The organism is Variovorax paradoxus (genome assembly GCF_009498455.1).
Lineage (GTDB): Bacteria > Pseudomonadota > Gammaproteobacteria > Burkholderiales > Burkholderiaceae_C > Variovorax > Variovorax paradoxus_H.
The window spans coordinates 6,210,243-6,231,824 of record NZ_CP045644.1 but is presented as its reverse complement, the minus strand read 5'-3'; the positions used below and the strand labels follow the sequence as shown (position 1 = coordinate 6,231,824).

15 protein-coding genes are annotated in these 21,582 nt (G+C 69.1%); 8 read left to right on the top strand and 7 right to left on the bottom strand.

What is annotated here, in order from left to right:
- Nucleotides 1-70 precede the first annotated feature (70 nt).
- From GFK26_RS28760 to GFK26_RS28735, 6 genes are all read left to right on the top strand, one after another.
- Nucleotides 71-607: a peroxiredoxin-like family protein gene (locus GFK26_RS28760; RefSeq protein ID WP_153284974.1), complete on the top strand. Its 537-nt coding sequence runs from the start codon at nucleotides 71-73 to the stop codon at nucleotides 605-607.
- A 267-nt stretch (nucleotides 608-874) separates the two neighbouring features.
- Nucleotides 875-2,329: an MFS transporter gene (locus GFK26_RS28755; protein WP_153284973.1), complete on the top strand. Its 1,455-nt coding sequence runs from the start codon at nucleotides 875-877 to the stop codon at nucleotides 2,327-2,329.
- A gap of 48 nt (nucleotides 2,330-2,377) precedes the next feature.
- Nucleotides 2,378-3,037 (top strand): aspartate/glutamate racemase family protein, encoded by a 660-nt coding sequence (locus GFK26_RS28750; protein WP_153284972.1) that lies wholly within the window; start codon nucleotides 2,378-2,380, stop codon nucleotides 3,035-3,037.
- A gap of 223 nt (nucleotides 3,038-3,260) precedes the next feature.
- On the top strand, nucleotides 3,261-4,070 hold the full coding sequence (locus tag GFK26_RS28745; RefSeq protein ID WP_228121804.1) for a hypothetical protein: 810 nt from the start codon (nucleotides 3,261-3,263) through the stop codon (nucleotides 4,068-4,070).
- Nucleotides 4,067-5,071 (top strand): hypothetical protein, encoded by a 1,005-nt coding sequence (locus GFK26_RS28740; protein WP_153284970.1) that lies wholly within the window; start codon nucleotides 4,067-4,069, stop codon nucleotides 5,069-5,071. The genes GFK26_RS28745 and GFK26_RS28740 overlap by 4 nt, the downstream gene beginning before the upstream one ends.
- A 163-nt stretch (nucleotides 5,072-5,234) precedes the next feature.
- On the top strand, nucleotides 5,235-6,989 hold the full coding sequence (locus GFK26_RS28735) for a carboxylesterase/lipase family protein (RefSeq protein WP_194273974.1): 1,755 nt from the start codon (nucleotides 5,235-5,237) through the stop codon (nucleotides 6,987-6,989).
- A gap of 16 nt (nucleotides 6,990-7,005) precedes the next feature.
- On the opposite strand, the gene GFK26_RS28730 is transcribed toward GFK26_RS28735, so the two are convergent.
- Together GFK26_RS28730 and GFK26_RS28725 are read right to left on the bottom strand one after the other, a co-directional pair.
- Entirely contained in the window at nucleotides 7,006-7,638 is a 633-nt protein-coding gene (locus tag GFK26_RS28730) for a response regulator transcription factor (RefSeq protein WP_153284968.1), read from the bottom strand.
- Nucleotides 7,635-8,696, bottom strand: coding sequence for a PAS domain S-box protein (locus GFK26_RS28725; RefSeq protein ID WP_194273973.1), 1,062 nt, complete (start codon nucleotides 8,694-8,696; stop codon nucleotides 7,635-7,637). Before GFK26_RS28725 ends, GFK26_RS28730 begins: the two co-directional genes overlap by 4 nt.
- Nucleotides 8,697-8,863: 167 nt before the next feature.
- Here GFK26_RS28725 and GFK26_RS28720 point away from each other — a divergent pair, with 167 nt between their 5' ends.
- Entirely contained in the window at nucleotides 8,864-10,015 is a 1,152-nt protein-coding gene (locus GFK26_RS28720) for an ABC transporter substrate-binding protein (protein ID WP_153284966.1), read from the top strand.
- Between the two features lie 23 nt (nucleotides 10,016-10,038).
- Here GFK26_RS28720 and GFK26_RS28715 read toward each other — a convergent pair whose 3' ends face one another.
- The 5 genes from GFK26_RS28715 to GFK26_RS28695 all read right to left on the bottom strand — a co-directional run bounded on the left by GFK26_RS28715 (nucleotide 10,039) and on the right by GFK26_RS28695 (nucleotide 18,987).
- Complete coding sequence (locus GFK26_RS28715; protein ID WP_101492354.1) at nucleotides 10,039-10,497, bottom strand: RidA family protein; 459 nt, start codon at nucleotides 10,495-10,497, stop codon at nucleotides 10,039-10,041.
- The gene (locus tag GFK26_RS28710) at nucleotides 10,494-11,480 is read right to left on the bottom strand and encodes a transglutaminase family protein (protein ID WP_153284965.1); all 987 of its coding nucleotides are present in this window, start codon (nucleotides 11,478-11,480) and stop codon (nucleotides 10,494-10,496) included. Before GFK26_RS28710 ends, GFK26_RS28715 begins: the two co-directional genes overlap by 4 nt.
- Before the next feature lie 16 nt (nucleotides 11,481-11,496).
- Nucleotides 11,497-12,318, bottom strand: coding sequence for a basic amino acid ABC transporter substrate-binding protein (locus tag GFK26_RS28705; protein WP_153284964.1), 822 nt, complete (start codon nucleotides 12,316-12,318; stop codon nucleotides 11,497-11,499).
- Between the two features lie 46 nt (nucleotides 12,319-12,364).
- Nucleotides 12,365-14,725 carry a circularly permuted type 2 ATP-grasp protein gene (locus tag GFK26_RS28700; protein ID WP_416222522.1) on the bottom strand — a complete coding sequence of 787 codons (2,361 nt, stop codon included), beginning with the start codon at nucleotides 14,723-14,725 and terminating at the stop codon, nucleotides 12,365-12,367.
- Nucleotides 14,726-15,456: 731 nt separating this feature from the next.
- Entirely contained in the window at nucleotides 15,457-18,987 is a 3,531-nt protein-coding gene (locus GFK26_RS28695; protein WP_153284963.1) for a DUF2126 domain-containing protein, read from the bottom strand.
- Nucleotides 18,988-19,108: 121 nt separating this feature from the next.
- Here GFK26_RS28695 and GFK26_RS28690 point away from each other — a divergent pair, with 121 nt between their 5' ends.
- Nucleotides 19,109-21,577, top strand: coding sequence for a DNA internalization-related competence protein ComEC/Rec2 (locus GFK26_RS28690; protein WP_153284962.1), 2,469 nt, complete (start codon nucleotides 19,109-19,111; stop codon nucleotides 21,575-21,577).
- Nucleotides 21,578-21,582: the final 5 nt, after the last annotated feature.

Below are 21,582 nucleotides of genomic sequence, written 5' to 3'. Positions count from 1 at the left end.
TACTTAAAAATAGGAAGACGCTTTCCGGCGCCCGGCCCGACGTCTTCGCAACCCTTCTGAAAGACCTTCGATGAAGTTCTCTCCCGGCGATGTGGTGCCCGCCACGGTCCTGGAAACGATCCACGGAAAGCCCTTGCAGCTGCCGGACGCCGGCGCGCGCTGGGTCCACCTGCAGTTTCGCCGTTTCGCGGGCTGCCCGGTCTGCAACTTCCATCTGCTGACTTTTGCCCGAAGGCAGGGCGAGCTGGCGGCGGCGGGCGTCCGCGAGGTCGTGCTCTTTCATTCGTCCGCGCAGGAGATGCGTCAGTACCAGGCGCAGTTGCCGTTCGACTGCGTGGCCGACCCGACCAAGACCCACTACCGGCACTTTGGCGTGGAAACCTCGCGGCTGGCCTTCCTGCACCCGCGCGTCTTCTGGAGCGGCCTGCGCTGGGTTCTTGCGACGGGCCGCTTCTACCAGCGGGCGGAGAACGGCATCACGGGTTTGCCGGCCGACCTGCTCCTCGACGCGCGGGGCACCGTGGTCGCTGCCAAATACGGCCGGCACGCAGACGACCACTGGGACGTCGACGAGCTGCTGGCGCTGGCCGGCTCGGCGAGGTCCTAGCGGCGCACGCCCTCGGTGCACGAGCGCCCGCTGCAGGTGCGGTCGCGCCCCTTTTTTTCAGTCCAACCCTGAGAACCCGCTGCCTGAGCCTGAAAAACCCCGGCATGCCGCTTGCTTGAGGCTGCTCCTGTTTGAAATTTGGATTTCAATTTATCAAAGTAGGTGAAATCCATATGCCATTCAGACGCGCAGCCGCCTACGATGCGATCCGCGACATCGGGCTGCCACGCGCAAGCAAGCACTTCAATCCTTCTTCAGAGGTTTCTCATGGCTGGACCTGCACTCTCTTCCGGGCCCGACTCGCCCCGAGTCGCCGAGCTCGATCGCGCGCTCGACACCATCGGCGTCACGCGCTCGCACCACACGATCATTTTTCTGATCCTCATCGGCTGCCTGTTCGATGCCTTCGAACAGAACGCGGTGGGCATCGTCGGACCCATGCTGCGCGAGCAGTGGGGGCTGAGCGCGTCGGACATCGGCTTCCTGAACACCGTCACCTTTGCCTGCGCGGCCATCGGGCGCATCGTGTCGGGCTTCATTGCAGACCGGTACGGTCGCCGCGTGATGCTGTCGATCGACCTGCTGATGTTCACGCTCGGCGCGGGCATCTGCGCGATGGCGCCCAACTTCACGGTGATGGCGCTGGGCCGCGCGGTGGTGGGCTTCGGCCTGGGTGGCGAGATCGCCATTGCCGTGACCATGCTGGCCGAGTTCTGCTCGACCAAGTTCCGCGGCACGGCCGTGGGGATGGTGAACGTGGGCGCGGGCGGCCTCGGCAACTTCCTCGCACCGGGCTTCGGCCTGCTGGTGTTCTGGATGTTCCCCGGCGACAACGCCTGGCGCTGGCTGTTCGCCTGCCTCATGGTGCCGGCCTTGCTCGGTGCGTTCTATCGCCGCTACATCCCCGAGACGCCGCGCTTCCTGCTGTCGCAGGGCCGCGTGAAGGAAACGAATGCAGTGCTGACGCGCCTCGCATCGGGGCGGCTGTCGGGCAAGCTGGCAGCGCCCCAGCAATACATCACCGACGACGGCACGCTGGCGCAGGCCGCACGGCCGAAGGTGCGCGTGACCGAGATCTTCCGCGGCGCGCTGGCGCGGCGCACGGTGCCGTTGTGCATCACGATCTGGATGACCTACGGCGCGCAGATCTCGGTGCTCACGCTGATGCCGACCATCCTCGTGACGCTGGGCTACAGCATGTCCAAGAGCCTGCTGTTCACGATGGTGATGCAGGGCGGCAGCCTGCTGGGCGCCATTGCGGCCTCGCTGCTGGGCTTTCACTTTCCGCGCAAGCGCGTGCTGACGGCCGGCGCCGTGTGCGCCTGCCTGGCGGCGCTGACCATCGGCTTCGTGGCCAAGAGCATCGTCGTGATCCTCATTGCGGGCGCGGTGTTCCAGTTCTTCGTGCTGCTGCTCAACACCACCATCTGGATCTTCGCGCCCGAGCTGTACCCGACGCGCGTGCGCGCTTTCGGCACGGCCTTCATCCTTGCGACGGGCACTGCGGCAGGCGCGCTGATGCCGCTGGTGGCGGGCCGCCTGTTCGATGCGTTCGGGCTGGTCGGTGTGTTCGGCCTGGCCGCTGCGATGTACGCGGTATTCGTCGCCAGCGTGCAGTGCGTGCCCGAGACCTACGGCCAGTCGCCCGATGCGCTGCCGTTGCCCGGCGAGGCCGAGCCCGACGACCGCCCACCCGGTGCGACGCTGGCCCGCTCGAACTGAGCCGCGCAACGACCCATCTCAAGAGACAAAAAGAAAGCGCCTTTCCGCATGCCCGACATCCTGCTCATCAACCCCAACGCATCCGTCGCGACCACCGACATGATGGTCGGCATCGCGTCCGCAGAAGCCCCCGCCGGTTGCCGCGTGACCGGCCGCACCGCGGTGCAGGGCCCGCCGATGATCGTCAACGAAGACGAGCTGAACGCGGCCGCGCTCGAGGTGCTGAAGGTGTGGCGCGCGGCAGCAGACGAGGGGTGGGACGGCGTGATCGTCAGCGCCTTCGGCGACCCCGGCGTGGAGCTGCTGCGCCGCGAAGCCGGCGTGCCCGTGGTCGGCATTGCCGAAGCCTCGATGCTCGCGGCGGGTGAGGGCGGCCGGCGCTTCGGCATCGCGACCGTCACGCCCGACCTCGTGGTGCCCATCGAGGCGCGCGCCGCGGCGCTCGGGCTGCGCGCGCAGTACAGCGGCATCCGCCTGACGCAGGGCGATCCGCGTGCGCTCGCGGCCGATGCGCTCGCGCTCGAAGAAGCCCTGGCGCAGGCCGTGCAACGCTGCATCGACGACGACGGCGCGCAGGCCGTGATCATCGGCGGCGGTCCGCTCGGGCAGGCCGCACTGGCGTTGACGCCGCGTTTCAAGGTGCCGGTGATCGCGCCGATCGGCGCTGCGATGCGGCTGCTGTGTTCGAAGCTCGCGGTCACGCCGTGACGTGATCTTTTCGCGCTCGCGACGATGAGATGCGAGGCGATTTTTGCAATGAACGCCTTCTAGAATCAAACGACACACTTGTCTGCAAACATCGGGCAAGCCGCATCGTTCGTTTTCTTTTTTCATGCCTCACTTTCGACCGCGTTCCGCTTTCCTCGCTTTCCTTCTTCTCTCTTCCTTCGGCGCTGTCGCACAACAAAATGCGACACCCCAACTCGTCCTCGTGCCGCATCACGAGCGTGCGCAGGAAGACGCCCAGGCCCCCGCACTCGACCTTGCCGTGACGGGCTTCGCGGGCATGGCGTCGGGCTCGTACTACTGGCCCGAAGGCCTGCTGGCCGAGCAGCTGATCTCGGGCCTGGCCTCGCGCCCCGACCGCAAGCAGCAGGCACTGCCTGACGGCCAACGACTGCTTTCGTCTTATCGCCGGCCCTACGACGGTGGCGAGCGCGCGGCCGTGCTGGTCGACGACCGCAGTGGCGACGTGCTCGCTGCCGCGCTGGTGCATCGCAGCTGCGGCAAGAACTCGTCGTCGAGCGGTTGCCTCGACGACCAGCACGCCGTGCTCTCGATCTTTCTGCGTCCCGGCTTCGACCGCGCCAAGGCGCAACCGCTGGTCGCGTGGAGCCAGCAGGTTCCCGACCGCATGCAGGGCGGCGAGGGCGTGGGCGAGAAGATCGCCACGACCGAGTACGTCACGATGGACGCCGCGCGCACCACGGCGCGGCCCATCGTGCGGCCCAACAAGGCTTTTTCCGCGCAGGTGCCGCTGTACCCCAAGGCGCTGATCTACGGCACCGCGCAAGACGCGCTGAGCGACGCCAAGGCCAAGCGCGTGCTGCGCCTGCAGACCGTCGACACACCGGAGCAGGTGCTGGCCTTCTACAAGCAGCTGTCGCCGCCGCTGAAGGACATCGAGTCGGGAGACGGCTTCATCGCGGGCCGCCGCAACGGCCTGAGCTTCTCCGTCAGCACGACGATCCCGCGCGACATGCCCGCGATCACGAACATCGAAGTGGAAATTTCCGAATGAAGAAGACCTTGATTCAGTCGGCGCTGGCGTCGCTGGTGCTCGCCTGCGCGCTCACCGCCCAGGCACAAGACGCTGCCGCGCCCGTCACGACGGAGCTGCCCCCGCCCGCGCTGCGCCTGAGCGAGCAGACGCGCATCCGCGCGGCCGTGATCGGCCTTGTCGGCTATGCGCGCGGCAGCTACACCGAGCCCGACACGCTGATCGCGCAGCAGCTGCTTGAAGGCATGCGCTCGAAGTTCGACGTCACGCGCACCGTGTGGCCCGACGGTCGCCAGGTCATCGCGTCCGTCAGTGGCAGTGGTCACGGCGAAGAGCGCGCGGCGATGCTGATCGACGCCGACGGCCGCGTGCAGGCGATGGGGCTGGTCAACGGCCATTGCCGCGCGGCCGCGAAGAGCGACGATCCGAAGGTCTGCAACCCCTTGCCGCAAACCGTGCTGTCGGTCTTCCAGCACGCCGGTGCCAGCCAGGCCGATGCCGCGCCGCTGGTGGCCTGGAGCAAGCGGCTGCCTTCGTACCTCGCGGCCATGGCCGAGAGCGACGATCCGGCGGACGTGGCCGCCGCGCAGAAGATCGCGCGCGTCGAATACATCACCGGCCAGCCGAACGTGCCGGGCTGGCGCGTCGCGCAGTTGCCGCCGGGCTTCCCCGCGTCGCTGCATCCGATGCTCGTGCAGACGGCCGAGGTGAACAGCTCGGCCAGCGCCGGCAAGATCGTGCTGCCCAAGGGCCTGGCCGGCCTGCCGATGCGCACGGCCTACGAGCGCTCGCAGCGCCCCGAAGCGCAGCTGCCCGACGCCGAGGTCACGCTGCGCAGCTACGAGCCGATCGCCAAGCTGGTCGACACCTACCGCGAACTCGCGAAGGGCGCGACGCTGGACGAGGAGGGCCGCGAGGTCGTCTTCAACGGCACCGACGGCGCGGGCCGCTACAGCGTGCGCCTGCGCGACGCGAAGGAAACCGGCGTGTTCATCACCGTGGCGAGCTGGAAGCGCAAGTAGCCCGAGCCGCTTGCATGGCCCTTCGCGGCCCGGATGTCAATCGGCGGATTCTTGCTGCGGCCCTCCGATGACACCGAGGCGCGCAGGGCAGGGTGCTCACGAGAATCGATGCATGACCCCGGCCGTCAGAGCCGGTCGCATCCACCTCCAGGAGACAACCGCCATGCATTGCCCCCGTTCTTTCGCAGGCCTCTTTCGCCTGCTGTTTCGCACCACGGTCCTGTGGGCGCTCGCCGTGCTCGCAGCGCCCGCGCTGGCCGCCTACAACCAGAGCCTCACGCGCGCGCTCGACGCCGGCCAGATCTACGGCAAGGTTGCCGCCAACAACACGCACGCCTTCCTGGGCATTCCCTTCGCGCAGCCGCCGGTCGGCAGCCTGCGCTGGCGCGCCCCGCAGCCGCCGCAACCGTGGAGCGGCGCGCGTGCCGCGACCACGCTGGCCGGCATGTGCGCGCAGGTCGGCAACCCCTTCGGCGAGCCCGATCCGGCCACCTTCGGCCAGCCCGTGGGCACGGAAGACTGCCTGTACCTGAACGTGTGGCGCCCGAACTCCAGCGCCGAGAACCTGCCGGTGTTCTTCTGGATCCACGGCGGCAGCAACACGAAGGGCTCGGCGCGCGAGCCGGCCTACGACGGGGCCTACCTGGCGCAGAAGGCCAACATGGTGGTGGTCACCGTGCAGTACCGCATGGGCATGCTGGGCTGGCTGAACCACCCGGCGATGAAAACCGGCAACGCGCTGGACGACTCGGGCAACTTCACCACGCTCGACCTCGTGCGCGCGCTCGACTGGGTGAAGGCCAACGCGCGCGCTTTCGGCGGCAACCCGGGGCTGGTGACGGTGGCGGGCCAGTCGGCCGGCTGCATCAACACCTGGGGCCTGCTGCAGTCGCCGCTGGCCGATGGCAAGTTCCATCGTGCGGTGTGCATGTCGGGCGTGCCCAACGCCTACCCGCCGGTGGTGGGCACGCTGGCGGCCGACTCGCTGATCGACAGCCTGCTGGTCGACAGCGGTCGCGCTTCCACCGCGCTGCAGGCCGCGGCGCAGCGCCTTACGATGAGCCAGTCCGACATCGCCGCGCTGCTGCGCGGCGCGAGCGCGGCGCAGATCATGAAGTTCACGCCCAGCCCCGTGGTGCCCGGCCACTTCACCGACGGCACCGTGATCCGCGCGAGCGGCCTGCCCGGGCTGATTGCGGGCAACTACAACAAGATGCCGCTGATGATCGGCTCCACGCATGACGAGGGCTCGTACTTCGCCTTCCTGTTCGGCATGGGCCAGCCTTCGCCGCAGGAGCTCTGGAACCTGAGCAACTACGCGCCGCCCGGCAGCGTCACCTTCAACCAGCTGATCAAGCCCGAGTTCCAGCCGATCTACACGCAGACGCATGAAGTGATCAGCTACGCGCTGGACAACGTGATCGACAACGTGATCCGCGTGCTGCGCCTGCAGAACGGCGACATCTACCGCTACAACTACAACTGGGACGACACGCCGCAGCCCTGGAAGGACACCTTCGGCGCGTTCCACGGCATCGACGTGGCGGCGCTGTTCGGCAACTTCGTGACCGACGAGCCGAACTTCATGCGCTTTGCGTGGAGCAGCGCGAACGCGAGCAGCCGCAAGGCGCTGTCGGACAAGTTCATCGGCCACACGGCGAGCTTTGCCCGCTACGGCGCGCCGAGCCGCATGTTCGACGGCCAGACGACCTGGAACAACTGGACCAACTTCGTGTGCCTGCTGTGCAGCAAGCGGATGGTCTTCGACAACCAGCCGCGCATGTCGGCCGACGACTACCTGTTCTTCTGGCCGCGCTACTCGCTGCTGTCGCCGCAGCAGCGCGAGTTCCTGTTCCAGCAGATCGACTTCAATGCGCTGCCCGATTCGGTCGATCCACTGCGCAACGGTACCCGCTGAGTTCCTGGCGATCGATCTACTGGATGATCCCGTGGCGCACGGCATAGAGCACCAGCTCCGCCGTGCTGGCCACGCCCAGCTTGTCGAGGATGTTGCTGCGGTGCGTGCTCACGGTCTTCACGCTGATGAGCATCTCGTCGCCGATGGCCGTGAGTGACACGCCCTTGAGCATCATGAGCATGATCTGGTGCTCGCGCACCGTGAGCCGCTGGTGCGCCGGGCGGTCGTCGCGGCCTTCGAGCTGGCCGCTGACCTGCGAGGCGGCGCGCGCACTCAGGTACTGGCCACCGGCCGCCACGCAGCGGATGGCGCGCACCAGCTCGGCGGGCTCCGCATCCTTGGCGATGTAGCCGCGCGCGCCGGCCTGGATCGCGACCAGCGCGTACTGTTCCTCGGCGTACATCGACAGCATGAGCACCGGCAGCGCGGGCTGCGCCGCGCGCATCGAGGCCAGCACTTCCAGGCCGTTGCGGCCCTCCATGTTGATGTCGAGCAGCACCACGTCGAAGCGGCGCTGGCGCACGAGCTCGAGCGCCTCGGCGCCGTTGCCGGCCTCGGCCGTGGTGCGCAGGTCGGTCTCGTCGAGCAGCAGGCGCTGCAGGCCTGAACGGAAGATCGTGTGGTCGTCGACCATCAGGATGTCGATCATGCGGCGCCGCTCTCCGGGTGCAACGGCACGCTCAGCGCGAGCCGCGTGCCCGCGCCGGGCGCCGAGCGGATGTGCAGCTCGCCGCCGATCTCGCGTGCGCGCTCGCGCATGCTCAAGAGGCCGAGCGCGCTGCCCTCGGGCGCGTCGGTGTCGAAGCCGCGGCCGTCGTCGTGCAGCACGAGTTGCAGGCGCTCGGCTTCCACGCGCAAGCGCACATCGACGTGCTGTGCTTTGGAGTGGCGCGAGATATTGGTCAGGCCCTCCTGGAAGATGCGATAGACCGCTGTCGCGTGCCTGGGCGCGAGCCGCAGCGCGGGTGCGTCGGCGTCCAGCGAATGCGGCACGCCCGAGCGACGCGTGAAAGCCTGCAGTTCGTTTGCGAGCGCCACCGACAGGTCGAGGTGGTCGAGCGCGCTGGGGCGCAGCGCCTCGGAGATCTGCTTGACCGTGTCGATGGTCTGCTGCGTGAGCGCGATCAGGCCCTGCGTGAGCGCCTGCACCTCGGGGTTGTCGGCGCGGCGCTGGATGCGCGTGGCGTCCATCTTGATCGAGGTCAGCATGCCGCCGAGCACGTCGTGCACATCGCGCGAGAGGGCCAGCCGTTGCTCTTCGAGCTTGTTGGCGGTGTAGGCGGCCAGGGCCTGCAGCTGCTCGCGCGAGCGCTGGCGTTCTTCCTCGTGGCGCACGCGGTCGGTCACGTCGACGCCCACGCCCATCACGGCCGGGCGGCCGCGGTAGGTGATGCGCGAGCCATGCACTTCGACAAAGCGCACGCGGCCGTCGCGGTGCAGGCCGCGCGTGATGAAGTGCATGCTGGGCGGCAGTCCCGCCAGCCGGGCGCTGATGCGCGAGCGCACCACCTCGAGGAAGTCGGGCGGCACGATCTGCGCGAGCGACATGCCGGTCGCTTCCTCGGCCGTGTAGCCCGCAATGCCGGCCCAGGTCGCATTGCAATACACGAAGCGGTCGTCCTGGATCACGTAGATGCCCGCGACCATCTGTTCCACGATGGTGTCGAAGGGAATGTCCGGCAGGCGCTCGGGTGCGGGATCGGTCATGGGGTGGGCGGTGGCGCGCTGCATGATAGGACGCGGGCCGCGCCACGCACCCCGCGCCCGAGGGTTTGCGAGCAGCACGGTTCCCCGTAGCGTCGGCCGGAAATGTCCGATGGCCGCCGCATGCGGTGCGCCGCCAAGATCGGGGCCCGCCTGCTTCAGGCTGCCCCATGGCCGGCGACGCCGGCAAGGACGACACGACGATGGTCTACCGCTGGCTTGCGCTTCTGGGTCTTCTCTTTCTTGGCCTGCCGGGCCGTGCCGACGAGATCGTGGTGGGGCAGTCGCTGCCGCTGAGCGGGCCGCTCGGCGAGGCCGGGCGCAACGTGAAGGACGGCATCGACGCCTACCTCGCGCGCGTGCAGCGCGACGGCCTGCTCGGGCGTCACAAGCTGGTGTGGCGCGCGCTGGACGACGGCTACTCGGTGGAGCGCCACACGCAGAACATCCGGCAACTGGTGGTGCAGGACAAGGTCGATGCGCTCGGCCTGTCGGCCGGCACCTCGCACATCGACGCGGCCTACCCGACGATGCGCGAGGCGGGCACGCCGCTGATCGGCGCAATGACCGGCGCCTCGTCGCTGCACGGTGCGCAGCGTGCGCTCATCTATCACCTGCGCGCGAGCTATGCGGACGAGGTGCGGCAGCTGGTTGCGCAGGCGGTGTCGGTGCGGCAGCGGCGCGCGTTCGCGGTCTGGCAGGACGACGGGCTGGGGCGCGATGCGTTTGCAGCACTCGAGACCGCGCTGCGCGGCGCGGGCATCGAACTCGTGGGGCAGCAGGGCGTGGCGCTGGCGCAGATGGACGGCGCCGCAGTGGCCGCGACCGTGCGCGCGGCGAAGCCTGATGCGCTGTTCGCGCTGTGCGTGACGCCGTGTGGGGTGAAGCTGCTGTCGGGGCTGGCGGCGGAGAGTGGCATCACGCGGCCGACGCCGTACATGCTCTCGATCGTCAACGGCGAAGCGCTCGCGAAGAGCGTGGGGCCGGCGGCGCGTGGCACGGTGATTTCGCAGGTCATGCCGAACCCGCGCCTGGCGACGTCGCCGCTGGTGCAGCGCTACCAGCAGGACATGCGCAGCCACATGGGCCGCGACGAGTTCAGCTACTTCTCGCTGGAAGGGTACGTGGTGGCGATGGTGACGGTGGAGGCCGCGCGCACGGCGCTGGCCGCTTCACCACGCCGCTCGATGCAGGACGCCATGAAGCTGATGCTGCGGCGTGAGATCGAGGGGATTCCGGTGTCTGGGGGCGACGACCCTGGGGTGCGCCCGCATCCGGTGACGTTGTCGATGATCGGCAACGGAGGGCGGCTCATTCATTGAGGCTGAGCCGCCCGAGAGAAAGATCAGCTGATCTCGGCGATCAGGTCGATCTCGACGCAGGCGCCCATCGGGACCTGTGCCACGCCGAAGGCGCTGCGTGCATGCGCGCCCTTTTCGGCGCCGAACACTTCGGCGAAGAACTCGCTCGCGCCGTTGGTCACGAGGTGCTGCTCGGTGAAGGTGCCGACCGAGTTCACGAGGCTCATCAGCTTGACGATGCGCTTGATCTTGTTGAGGTCGCCCACGGCGGCGTGCAGCGTGCCGAGCAGGTCGATGGCGATGGCGCGTGCGGCCAGCTTGCCTTCTTCGGTGGTGATGTTGGCGCCGAGCTGGCCCACCCACGGCTTGCCGTCCTTCTTGGCGATGTGGCCCGAGAGGAACACGAGGTTGCCGGTCTGCACGAAGGGCAGGTAGGCGGCCGCGGGCACGGCGACCGGGGGCAGGGTGATGCCGAGGCTGGAAAGCTTGTCGTAAACGCTCATGAAGACTCCTGATCTGGGGATAACGGTGACAGGTGTGATTGTGTCTGCGTTTGCGCCGGCGATTGCGGCAACGCGATCACTTCCCCCACGGGTTGCACGGTCACGCCGACACGCAGCGTGTGGCGCGCGCCGCCGTGCAGTACGCCGCGCATCGGCGAGACGTCGGAGTAGTCGCGCCCGATGGCGAGCGTGACGTAGTCCTCGCCGGGCTGGCGGCCGTTGGTGGGGTCGAAGTCGGCCCAGTCGCCGACGCTCTCGGGCCCTTCGCCCTCGCCGGGCAAATACACCGACACCCACGCATGCGAGGCATCGGCGCCCACCAGGCGCGGCTGGCCCGGCGGCGGCTGCGTGAGCAGGTAGCCGCTCACGTAGCGCGCGGGCAGGCCCATGGCGCGAAAGCACGCGATGAGGATGTGGGCGAAGTCCTGGCACACGCCCTTGCGCTGCGCCAAGGCTTCGACGGCGGGGGTGTTGATCTCGGTGCTGTCGGCGTCGTAGGCGAAGTCGCGGTACATGCGCTCGGTGAGGTCCATCGCCACATCGAAGGTGGGACGCTCGGGCGCGAAGCTGGCACGCGCGTAGGCCACGAAGTCGTCATGGCGCGGCACATAGGGCGAGGGAAACACGAACTCCGAGGCGGGGTCGAACGGCGCGTCCTTGCGAAAACGGAAGCGCTCGCGCACGGTCTCCCAGGGCAGCTCGCGCGCCACGGCGGGCGAGAGCACGGGCTCCGACGTTTTCACGACGCTCTCGGCCGTCACGATGAGGTGGTCGTGCGTGGCCTCGAGCGCGAAGAAGGCGCGCGTGTTGCCGTACAGGTCGGGCACTTCGGTGTGCTGCGCGGGTGCGGGGTCGATCGTGAGCTGGTGGCTCACGAGTTCCTGCGACGCGGTGGTCAGCGGGCGCAGGTGCGCCAGGTGCTGCGCCGTCTCGACCGCCGGCGCGTACGCGTAGCGCGTTTCGTGGGTGACGTGCAGCAGCATCGCGCGGGCCCGTTGCTTACTTCGGTTCGGCGCCGAAGTGCGCGGCGTAGATCTTGGCGTAGGTGCCGTCGGCCTTGATGTCGGCCAGGCCCTTGTCGATCTTCGCGAGCAGCTCGGCGTTGCCCTTCTTCACGGCGATGCCGTACTGCTCGGCCGAGAAGCCGGCGTCGCTCACCGTCTTGAAGCCGCCGCCCGGGTTGTTGGCCAGGTAGTGCGCGACCACGCCGTTGTCGGCCACCACGGCCTGCACGCCGCCGGCTTCGAGTTCCTTGAGCGCCAGCGGCGTCGACTCGAAGCGCTTGATGTCGGTGCTCGACTTGCCGAGCAGCTTGCCCACCACCTCGTCGCCGGTGGTGCCGTTCTGCACGCCGACCTTGAGCTTCTTGATGTCGTCGAACTTCGTGACGGTCGAATCGCTCTTCACGGCGATGAGCTGGCGGGCCTCGAAGTAGGGCTGCGAGAAGTCCATCGTCTGGCGGCGCTCGGGCGTGATCGTGATGGCCGACACCAGCAGGTCGCGGTCGCCCAGGTCGAGCGTGTTGAAGATGCCTTCCCACGGCGTGTTGACGAACTTCACCTCGATGCCGGCCTTCTGCGCAACGGCCTTCACGACGTCGATGTCGAAGCCCACGACCTCGCCCTTTTCGTTCTGCGATTCGAAGGGCGTGTAGGCCGCGTCGGTGCCCACGACCAGCACGCGCGGCGCGGCAGCGGGCGGCGGTGCCGATGCGGCCGTGGGCGCGGCAGGTTCCTGCTTGCCGCAACCGGCGAGCGCGAGGCCGACCAGGAGGCTGGCGGCGGTCAGTGTGAGACGTCGGTTGAGGGCGATGCCTGGCATGGAAATGCCTCCTTCGAAATATCGTTGTATGGGTGTGTCTGCGGAATCAGGCGCCGACGGAGCGCAGCGATTCGGACGTGAGCGTGAAGTAGCGCGTGCCGATGGCGTCCGACACGTGGTACGCCGCGGTCTCGCAGGTGGCGAGCAGCTGCACCAGCGCGGGGTAGTCGGCGCCGGGGCCGGCGGCGCACAGGTGTTCGAGTGTCCAGGTGGCGGGGTCGGGCAGCTCGTACGACAGGGCCGTGAGCTTGCCCGGCGCGCTGCCCGCGAGCCGCGCGATGCGCCCGCGCAGCGTCTGCGTGACCCAGGCGAGCGAGCGCGGGTTCTCGGCATCGAGCACCAGCAGGTCGACCAGCGTGGCGACGTCGCGGCGCTGCTGGTAGCGCGCATGGAAGGTGATGGTGCTGTCGAACAGCGCCACCATCGCCTCGAAGCCGCTCACCTCGTGCACGGCGCCGTTGGCAAAGCCGGCCTCGAGCGCGCTCGACAAAAAGGCCAGCCGCTCGATGTGGCGGCCGATCGACAGCAGCCGCCAGGCGTCGTCGCGCGTCATGCGGTCGGTCTGCGCGCCGGTCATGGCGGCCAATGCGGTGCTGGCGGATTCGAGCGCGCGCAAGGCGGCGCCGGCCGCAAAGCTGCCTTCGCCGGCCTGCTCGGCCGCGCGCCGCAGGAAGTCGCTTTCGGCGCGCACGATCTGGTTCCAGTTGTCCTGCGACAGCCGTTCGCGCACGGCCGCCGCGGCCTGCCGGATGCTGCGCAGGCTGTAGCCCACGCTGCCGCCGTCGTCGACGTCGCCCAGCTCGGCGATGAGTGCGCGCTCGAACACGCGGCGCGAATGCGTCGCCCGCGTGGTGTCTTGTGATGGCGCGCTGCCCGGCGCCTCGGCCGGCACCAGCGAATTGCGCACCGCCATGCGGTGCAGCCATTCGAGCAGCGGGCGCGACGACTGGTCTTCGCTGCCCAGCAGGTTGAGCGTGAGCCGCGCGAGTCGCACCGCGTTCTCGGCGCGCTCGGTGTAGCGGCCGAGCCAGAACATGTTCTCGGCCGCGCGGCTGGTGACCGGCGCGCGGTGCCGCGCGAGCGAGGCCGGCGTGGCGTGCGGCTGCAGCAGCGTGGTGCGGTCGACCTCGCCGTGCGTCTGCACCCAGACGTCGGCACTGCTGCCGCCGCGTTGCATCGAAGCGATCTGCGCATCGGGCCCTGCGAGGCGTGCGAGCCCGCCGGGCAGCACGCGCCACGATTGCGGACCGTCGCTCACCGCGAACACGCGCAGCATCAGCGCGCGCGGTGCGATGTGGCCGGGGCCGAGGTCGCTGGCCCAGGTCGGCATCTGCGACAGCGGCAGGTAGCCCTGCACCGTGTGGACATCGCCTTCGCGCACGATGCGCCCGGCCCATTCGTCGAGCGCGCGGCGGCCGAGCTGGCTGCCGAGCACCGCGTCGAAGCTGGCGCGCCCCTCGAAGCCGGGGTAGGTCGGCTTGATGGCGCTCTCGCCCAGCTGCGGCAGCACGGCTTCGAGCGAGGCGCGTTCGCCGCACCACCAGGTCGGCAGTGCCGGCAGCTTGAGCTTCTCGCCGATGAGCCGCAGCGCCAGTCCCGGCAAGAAGCCCAGCAGCGCGGGCGATTCGAGGAACGCCGAGCCCGGCATGTTGGCCACCAGCAGGTTGCCCGCGCGGATCGCCTGCAGCAGGCCGGGCACGCCGAGCGTGGAGTCGGGGCGCAGCTCCAGCGGGTCGAGGAACTGGTCGTCGAGCCGCTTGATGAGGCCATGCACCGGGCGCAGGCCCTGGAGCGTTTTCAGGTACACGCGCTGGTCGCGCACCGTGAGGTCGCTGCCCTCGACCAGCGTCAGGCCGAGGTAGCGCGCCAGGTAGGCGTGCTCGAAGTAGGTCTCGTTGTACGGGCCCGGCGTGAGCAGCGCGATGTGCGGCGGCGAGCCCGACGGGCACATGCGCTGCAGGCCTTCCATCATGGCGCTGTAGGTGGCGGCCAGCCGCTGCACCTGCAGCGCCTCGAAGGCCTGCGGAAACTGCCGCGTGATCGCCAGGCGGTTCTCCAGCAGGTAGCCCAGGCCCGAAGGCGCCTGCGTGCGCTGCGAGACCACCCACCAGTTGCCGTCGGGGCCGCGTGCGAGGTCGAAGGCGGCGATGTGCAGCCAGGTGTCGCCCGCCGGCTTCACGCCATGCAGCGCGCGCAGATAGCCCGGATGGCCGCGCACCAGCGCCGGCGGCAGCAGGCCTTCGGCCAGCAGCTGCTGCGGACCGTAGGCGTCGGCCATCACACGGTCGAGCACGCGCACGCGCTGCTGCACACCGTCCTCGATCTGCGCCCAGCTCTCGGGCGAGACGATCAGCGGGAACAGGTCGAGCGACCACGGCCGCTGCGGGCCGTTGGCGTCGGCGTACACGTTGTAGGTGACGCCGTTGTCACGGATCTGCCGCTCGAGGCTGACCGCACGCCGCGGCAGGTCGTTGAAGCCGCCGGGGCCGAGCTGTTCGAAGAAGGCGTTCCAGGCGGGGGTGAGGGGGGGCTGGTCGCTGGAAGGGAGGACTCCTGTCCTTGCGACTGTGACTGTGACTGGGAGGAGGACTGTGACTGCGATTGCGATTGCGATTGCGACGGAGCCGGTCGCTCCCCGGCGGTGTCGTACAGCAGCGGCGCCGCGGCGGGCGCCGGGGCCGCGCCCGGCAGGGGCCGCGAGGGCACCGCAGGCGTCGCCTCTCCCCGCAATTCGTCGAAATGCCCGGGCAGGGCCGCCGGCGCGAGCGAAGACGCCAGCGCCGCCGGATGCTCCGGGGCCTGGGCGTCGAACAGGGATTCGTTCAGGGGTTCCACAGGGGGGAGATTGTCACATCACCGTCACCGGGGCCCTGCGAGCGGTCCGGCGAGGCGAAATGAAGGCGTTGAAGGTCCATGTGCTTCCCAGCCGCCTTCATGTCTCAACTCTCGGCGTAGGAGTGGGAGGCTTTGTGGTCACAAACTGTGACCACAAACATCAGCCGCGGCGGCCGATGAAGGGCGCTCTACGTGTTCACCGAGCAAGGTGTGGCGACGTTGAACTCCGAAAAGAAGAAGACCCTGAACGCGCGCAGCAAGAAATGAGCGCTGCGTGCGACCAGAGTCCACTTCAATCTTCAATCAGCGCCGCAAGTCCAGCGTGAACGGAAACTCCCGGCTGCCCGGCAGGTCGATGGTGGCCGGTGGCGTGCGCAGCAGGCCCGGCGTGTGGCCCATGCGTGTGAAGCGCGAGTGGCGACGGCTTTCGGCTTCGTAGGCGTTGACCGGGAAGGTGTCGTAGTTGAGCCCGCCCGGGTGGGCCACGAAGTACTGGCAGCCGCCCAACGAGCGCTTCATCCAGGTGTCGACGAGGTCGAAGGTCAGCGGGGCGTGGGCCGGGATGCTCGGGTGCAGCGCCGAGGGCGGGTTCCAGGCCTTGTAGCGCACGCCGGCCACGAACTCGCCGGTGACGCCCGTGGGCTGCAGCGGCAGCACCTTGCCGTTGACGGTGACGACGTGGCGGCTTTCGTTCAGGCCGGTCACGCGGACCTCGATGCGCTCCAGCGATGAATCGACATAGCGCACCGTGCCGCCGGCCGAGCCTTCTTCGCCCATCACGTGCCAGGGCTCGAGCGCGTTGCGCAGCGACAGCTCCACGCCCATCGATTGCATCTGGCCCACGAGCGGGAAGCGGAACTCGAAGTGCGGCGCGAACCAGTCGGCATCGAAGGCAAAGCCGGCCTGGCGCATCTCGCTGATGACGTCGTCGAAATCCATCTTGACGAAGGTCGGCAGCAGGAAGCGGTCGTGCAGCTCGGTGCCCCAGCGGGTGACGGGCGCCTCGTACGGCGCGTCCCAGAAGCGCGCCACGAGGGCGCGAATGAGCAGCTGTTGCGCGATGCTCATGCGCGCATGGGGCGGCATTTCAAACGCGCGCAGTTCCAGAAGGCCGAGGCGGCCGGTGCTGGAGTCGGGCGAGTAGAGCTTGTCGATGCAGAACTCGCTGCGGTGCGTGTTGCCCGACACGTCGATCAGGATGTTGCGTAGCGTGCGGTCGACCAGCCATGCGGGCATGTTCTGGCCGTAGATCTCGCGGTTCTTGGCGATTTCTTTCAGCGCAATTTCGAGTTCGTAGACCTGGTCGTTGCGTGCTTCGTCCACGCGCGGCGCCTGGCTCGTCGGGCCGATGAACATGCCCGAGAACAGATAGCTCAGCGACGGGTGGTTGTGCCAGTACAGCAGCAGGCTGGCCAACAGCTCGGGCCGGCGCAGGAAGGGGCTGTCGGCCGGCGTGGCGCCGCCCATCACGAAGTGGTTGCCGCCGCCGGTGCCGGTGTGGCGGCCGTCGGTCATGAACTTCTCGGCCGACAGGCGGGTTTCGAATGCGGCGTTGTAGAGAAACTCGGTGTGGTCGACGAGTTCCTTCCAGTTGTGGGCCGGGTGGATGTTGACCTCGATCACGCCCGGGTCGGGCGTCACGGCCAGCATCTTCAGGCGCGGATCGCGCGGCGGCGGATAGCCTTCCATCACGATGCGCACGCCGAGCTGTTTCGCGGTGGCTTCGATGGCGGCGACGAGGTCGAGGTAGTCCTCCAGGCGCGCGAGCGGCGGCATGAAGACGTAGAGCACGCCCGAGGCGCTGCCCTTCTTCTCGGCCGCAGGGCCGTTGGCGCGGCGCGGGTCGCGCACCTCGACGCACAGTGCGGTGCGCGTGACCCAGTGGGCCGATTCGCCGCGCAGCGGTTGGCGCGTGGCGGGTGTGGCGGAAGCACTCCCGGCATCAGCGGCCGTTGCTGCTGCATCGCCTTGTGCCGCATCGCCCTTGGCCGCATCGCCGGGGCTCTGCATGCGCAGCGACGCGGCCACCACGGGCGGCGTGCCGAAGGTGTAGGGCACGTCGCCCAGCTCGGCGCCGGCTGCCGTGGTGGCGGTGGCATAGCGCGCGCGGTAGTCGGACGCGCTCGGCAAGGCGCCGCGCGGCGCGGTCGGGTCGCGCTCGATGAGGTACGGGTAGTCGCCCTTGCTGGCCCACGGTTGCGAGTCGAGCGGCAGGCGATAGCCCATGGGCGAATCGCCCGGGATCAGGAACAGGCGGTCGTCGCGCAGGAACCACGGGCCGGTCTTCCAGCCGGGGCCGGCGAGCACGGGGGCATCGGCATTTGCGTTGCCGGGCTCGATGGGCAGCATGTAGCCGATGACGGCGTCGAGCTTCTGCGTGAACACGCGGCGCAGGCGCACGCGTTCGAGTTCGTCGTCGAGCTTGGAGTCGAAGGGGTCGACGTTCACCGGCAGACGGCGTTCGCGCCAGAGGTAGTAATAGGTGTCTTCGTAGCCGGGCTGCATGTAGCGCTCGGTGAGGCCCAGCTTGTGCGCCAGCACGGTGGTGAAGCGGCGCGCGTCTTCGCTCGTGTAGTGCGTGGGCACGCGCTCGTCGGCGAACAGCTCGGGGTCGTGCCAGAGCGTCTGGCCGTCGGCGCGCCAGAAGATCGACAGCGCCCAGCGCGGCAGTTGTTCGCCCGGGTACCACTTGCCCTGGCCGAAATGCAGGAAGCCGCCCTGGCCGTACTCGGCACGCAGCTTGTGCACGAGCTCGGTGGCGTAGCCGCGCTTGGTGGGGCCGAGCGCGTCGGTGTTCCATTCGGGCGCGTCGCGGTCGCTGGTGGCCACGTAGGTGGGCTCGCCGCCCATCGTGAGGCGCACGTCGCCGGCCACGAGGCGCGCATCGACCGCGTCGCCGAGCGCGAGCACTTCGGCCCACTGTTCTTCGGTGTAGGGCTTGGTGACGCGCGGCGATTCGTAGATGCGCGTGACCTTCATCTCGTGGCTGAACTCGACCTCGGATTCGTCGACGCCGCCCTCGATGGGCGCGGCGCTCGATGGCGAGGGCGTGCAGGCCAGCGGAATGTGGCCTTCGCCGGCCATGAGGCCCGACGTGGCATCCAGGCCGATCCAGCCGGCGCCCGGCAGGAACACCTCGCACCAGGCGTGCAGGTCGGTGAAGTCGACCGTGGTGCCGCTCGGGCCGTCGAGCGCCTTCACGTCGGGCGTGAGCTGGATCAGGTAGCCCGACACGAAGCGCGCGGCCAGGCCCATGTGGCGCAGCAGTTGCACCAGCAGCCAGCCCGAGTCGCGGCACGAGCCGCTGCCGTTGGTGAGCGTTTCTTCCGGCGTCTGCACGCCGGGCTCCATGCGGATGAGGTAGTTGACGTCCTGCTGCACCTGCTGGTTGATGCCGACCAGGAAGTCGATGGTGCGCTGCTCCTTGCGATCGACCTTGTCGAGGTAGGCCTCCAGCAGCGGCGTGACCGGGTCGGCCACGAGGTAGGGCGCCAGTTCTTCGGCCTGCGAGGCCGTGTACTTGAACGGGAAGTTCTCGGCCTGCGGCTCGAGAAAGAAGTCGAAGGGGTTGTAGACCGCCATCTCGACCACGAGGTCGACCGTGACCTTGAACTCGCGCGTTTTCTCGGGGAACACGAGCCGCGCCTGGTAGTTGGCGAACGGGTCCTGCATCCAGTTGACGAAGTGCTCGGCCGGTTCGACCCGCAGCGAGTACGAGATCACATTGCTGCGGCAATGGGGCGCGGGGCGCAGTCGCACGACTTGCGGGCCCAACTGCACCAGGCGGTCGTATGTGTAGTGGGTGACGTGGTGGAGTGCGGCGTGAATGGACATGCGTAGGGGCGTGCAGTGCAGCGAGGTTGCATCGAAAAGATGTCTCTGGTGAGACGCATACTAGCCCAGTTGCCAAGCAATTAACGCGCCATCGAGCGTGGATTGGGGGAGGGTTTGCATCATGGTTTCAGAGGTGTCTGGAGGTCGGTCGCGGCGTGCGTCCGGCGCGGTGGCGGGCGGGTCGGGGGCCTTTGTTGCGCTCGGCGGCACGCTGCTCGGCGCGGCCTTGCAGCTGCGCCAGCCGCAGCTGTGGCACGCAGGCGTTTACGCCGCATTGCTGCTCGTGGGGCTCGGCGGTGGCTGGCTGTTGTGGCGGTGGCGTGGAGGCCGGCTGATCGTGCTGATGCTGTCGCTGGCATGCGGCGCGATGGCCGGTGCAGGGCTCGCTGGATGGCGTGCGACGGCCTATGCGAACGGGGCGTTAGAGCCGCAGCTCGAAGGGCGGGACCTGCGGCTCACGGGCGTGGTCTCGCAGATGCCGCAGCACAGCGAGATCGGAACACGCTTCCGTTTCGATGTGGAGGCGGCGCAATGGGCCGAGGCTTCACCTGACACTGCGCCGCCGACTGTGCCATCGCGCATCGCGCTCGCCTGGTACGGCGAACACAGCGGCGTATGGGAGCAGCCCGTCGAGCGGCGCGCGTCCACCGCCCGCACGGTGGGCGAAGTGCACGCCGGCCAGCGCTGGCAACTGACCGTGCGCCTGCGCGCGCCACACGGCAACCTCAACCCGCACGGTTTTGACAGCGAGCTGTGGGCATGGGAGCAGGGCGTGCATGCCCAGGGCCATGTGCGCGTCGGCGCACGCGAACCCGCGCCGCAGCTGTTGGGCACCACGTGGCTGCATCCGATCGAGCGGGCACGCGAGGCCGTGCGCGATGACGTCTTCGCCCGCGTGGACGACCGGCGACAGGCCGGCGTGATCGCCGCGCTGGTCACGGGCGACCAGGGCGCCATCGACCGCGCCGACTGGGACGTGTTCCGCGCCACGGGCGTGGCGCACCTGATGTCGATCTCGGGCCTGCACATCACCTTGTTCGCGTGGTTCGCGGCGCATGTCGTGGGCGCGCTCTGGCGGCGCAGCAGCCGGCTCATGCTGTGGCTGCCCGCGCAGCAGGCCGCACTCGCGGGCGGTGTGCTGCTGGCCGCGCTCTATGCGCTCTTCAGCGGATGGGGCGTGCCCTCGCAGCGCACGGTGTGGATGCTCGCGGCCGTGGCGCTGCTGCGTCTGACGGGCAGGCGCTGGCCGTGGCCGCATGTCTGGTTGCTGACGGCCGCGGTCGTGGTGGCCGCCGATCCGTGGGCGCTGCTGCAGGCCGGCTTCTGGCTCAGCTTCGTGGCGGTGGCGGTGCTCTTCGCCTCGGCGACGGCCGTGCCGGGCGAGGGCAAGATGGGGGCGCTCACGCGGCTGCGTCGCTTCTTCCGCGAGCAATGGACCATCACACTGGCGCTCGCGCCCTTGAGCCTGCTGCTGTTCCAGCAGGTGTCGGCCGTCGGGCTCGTGGCCAATGCGATCGCAATCCCGTGGGTGACGCTGGTGATCACGCCGCTGGCGATGCTCGGCGTGGCGGTGCCGCCGTTGTGGGACGTGGCCGCCGGCGCCGTGAAGCTGTTCGCCTTGTTGTTGCAGGCGTTCGCCGGCCTGCCATTCGCCACGCTGTCGATGGCCGCGCCACCGCCGTGGCTGGCCGCGGGGGGTGTGGCGGGTGGCGTGCTGCTGGCGATGCGCTTGCCGTGGTCGATGCGCGCGCTTGGCCTGCCGCTGCTGTTGCCGGTGCTGCTGTGGCAGCCGGCGCGGCCCGCGGTGGGCGAGTTCGATCTGCTCGCCGCCGATATCGGGCAGGGCAACGCGGTGCTCGTGCGCACCGCCACGCACAGCCTGCTGTACGACGCCGGCCCGCGCTACGGGCTCGACAGCGATGCGGGCCATCGCGTGCTCGTGCCCTTGCTGCGCGCGCGGGGCGAACGGCTCGACATGCTCCTGCTCAGCCACCGCGACATCGACCACACAGGCGGCGCGCCCGCCGTGCTCGCCATGCAGCCGCAAGCCGCGCTGCTGAGCTCTATCGAGGCCGGGCATCCGCTGCAGGCGCTGCGCCCCGCGCGCCGATGCGAGGCCGGCCAGCGCTGGACCTGGGACGGCGTCGATTTCGAGCTGCTGTTTCCCTATGACAGCGACTACCGTAGCTTCACGCGGCCCAATGCCGTGTCGTGCGTGCTGCGCATCGGCAATGGCCGCGCCACGGCGCTGCTGGCCGGCGACATCGAGCGGCTGCAGGAGGCCGCGCTGGTGGCGCGCACGCCGGGGCTGCAGGCCGATGTGCTGCTGGTGCCTCACCACGGCAGCAAGACTTCGTCGAGCGAGGCATTGCTCGACACCGTGCGCCCGCGCATCGCGCTGGTCCAGGCCGGCTACCGCAGCCGCTTCGGCCACCCGGCGCCCGAGGTGGTGGCGCGCTACGTCGAGCGCGGCGTGCGGGTGATCGACAGCCCGCGCTGCGGTGCCGCCCATTGGGCAAGCGCGACGCCGGCCGAGGTGAGCTGTGAACGCGCGCTCGACCTGCGTTACTGGCGCCACCGCATGCCCTGAAATCG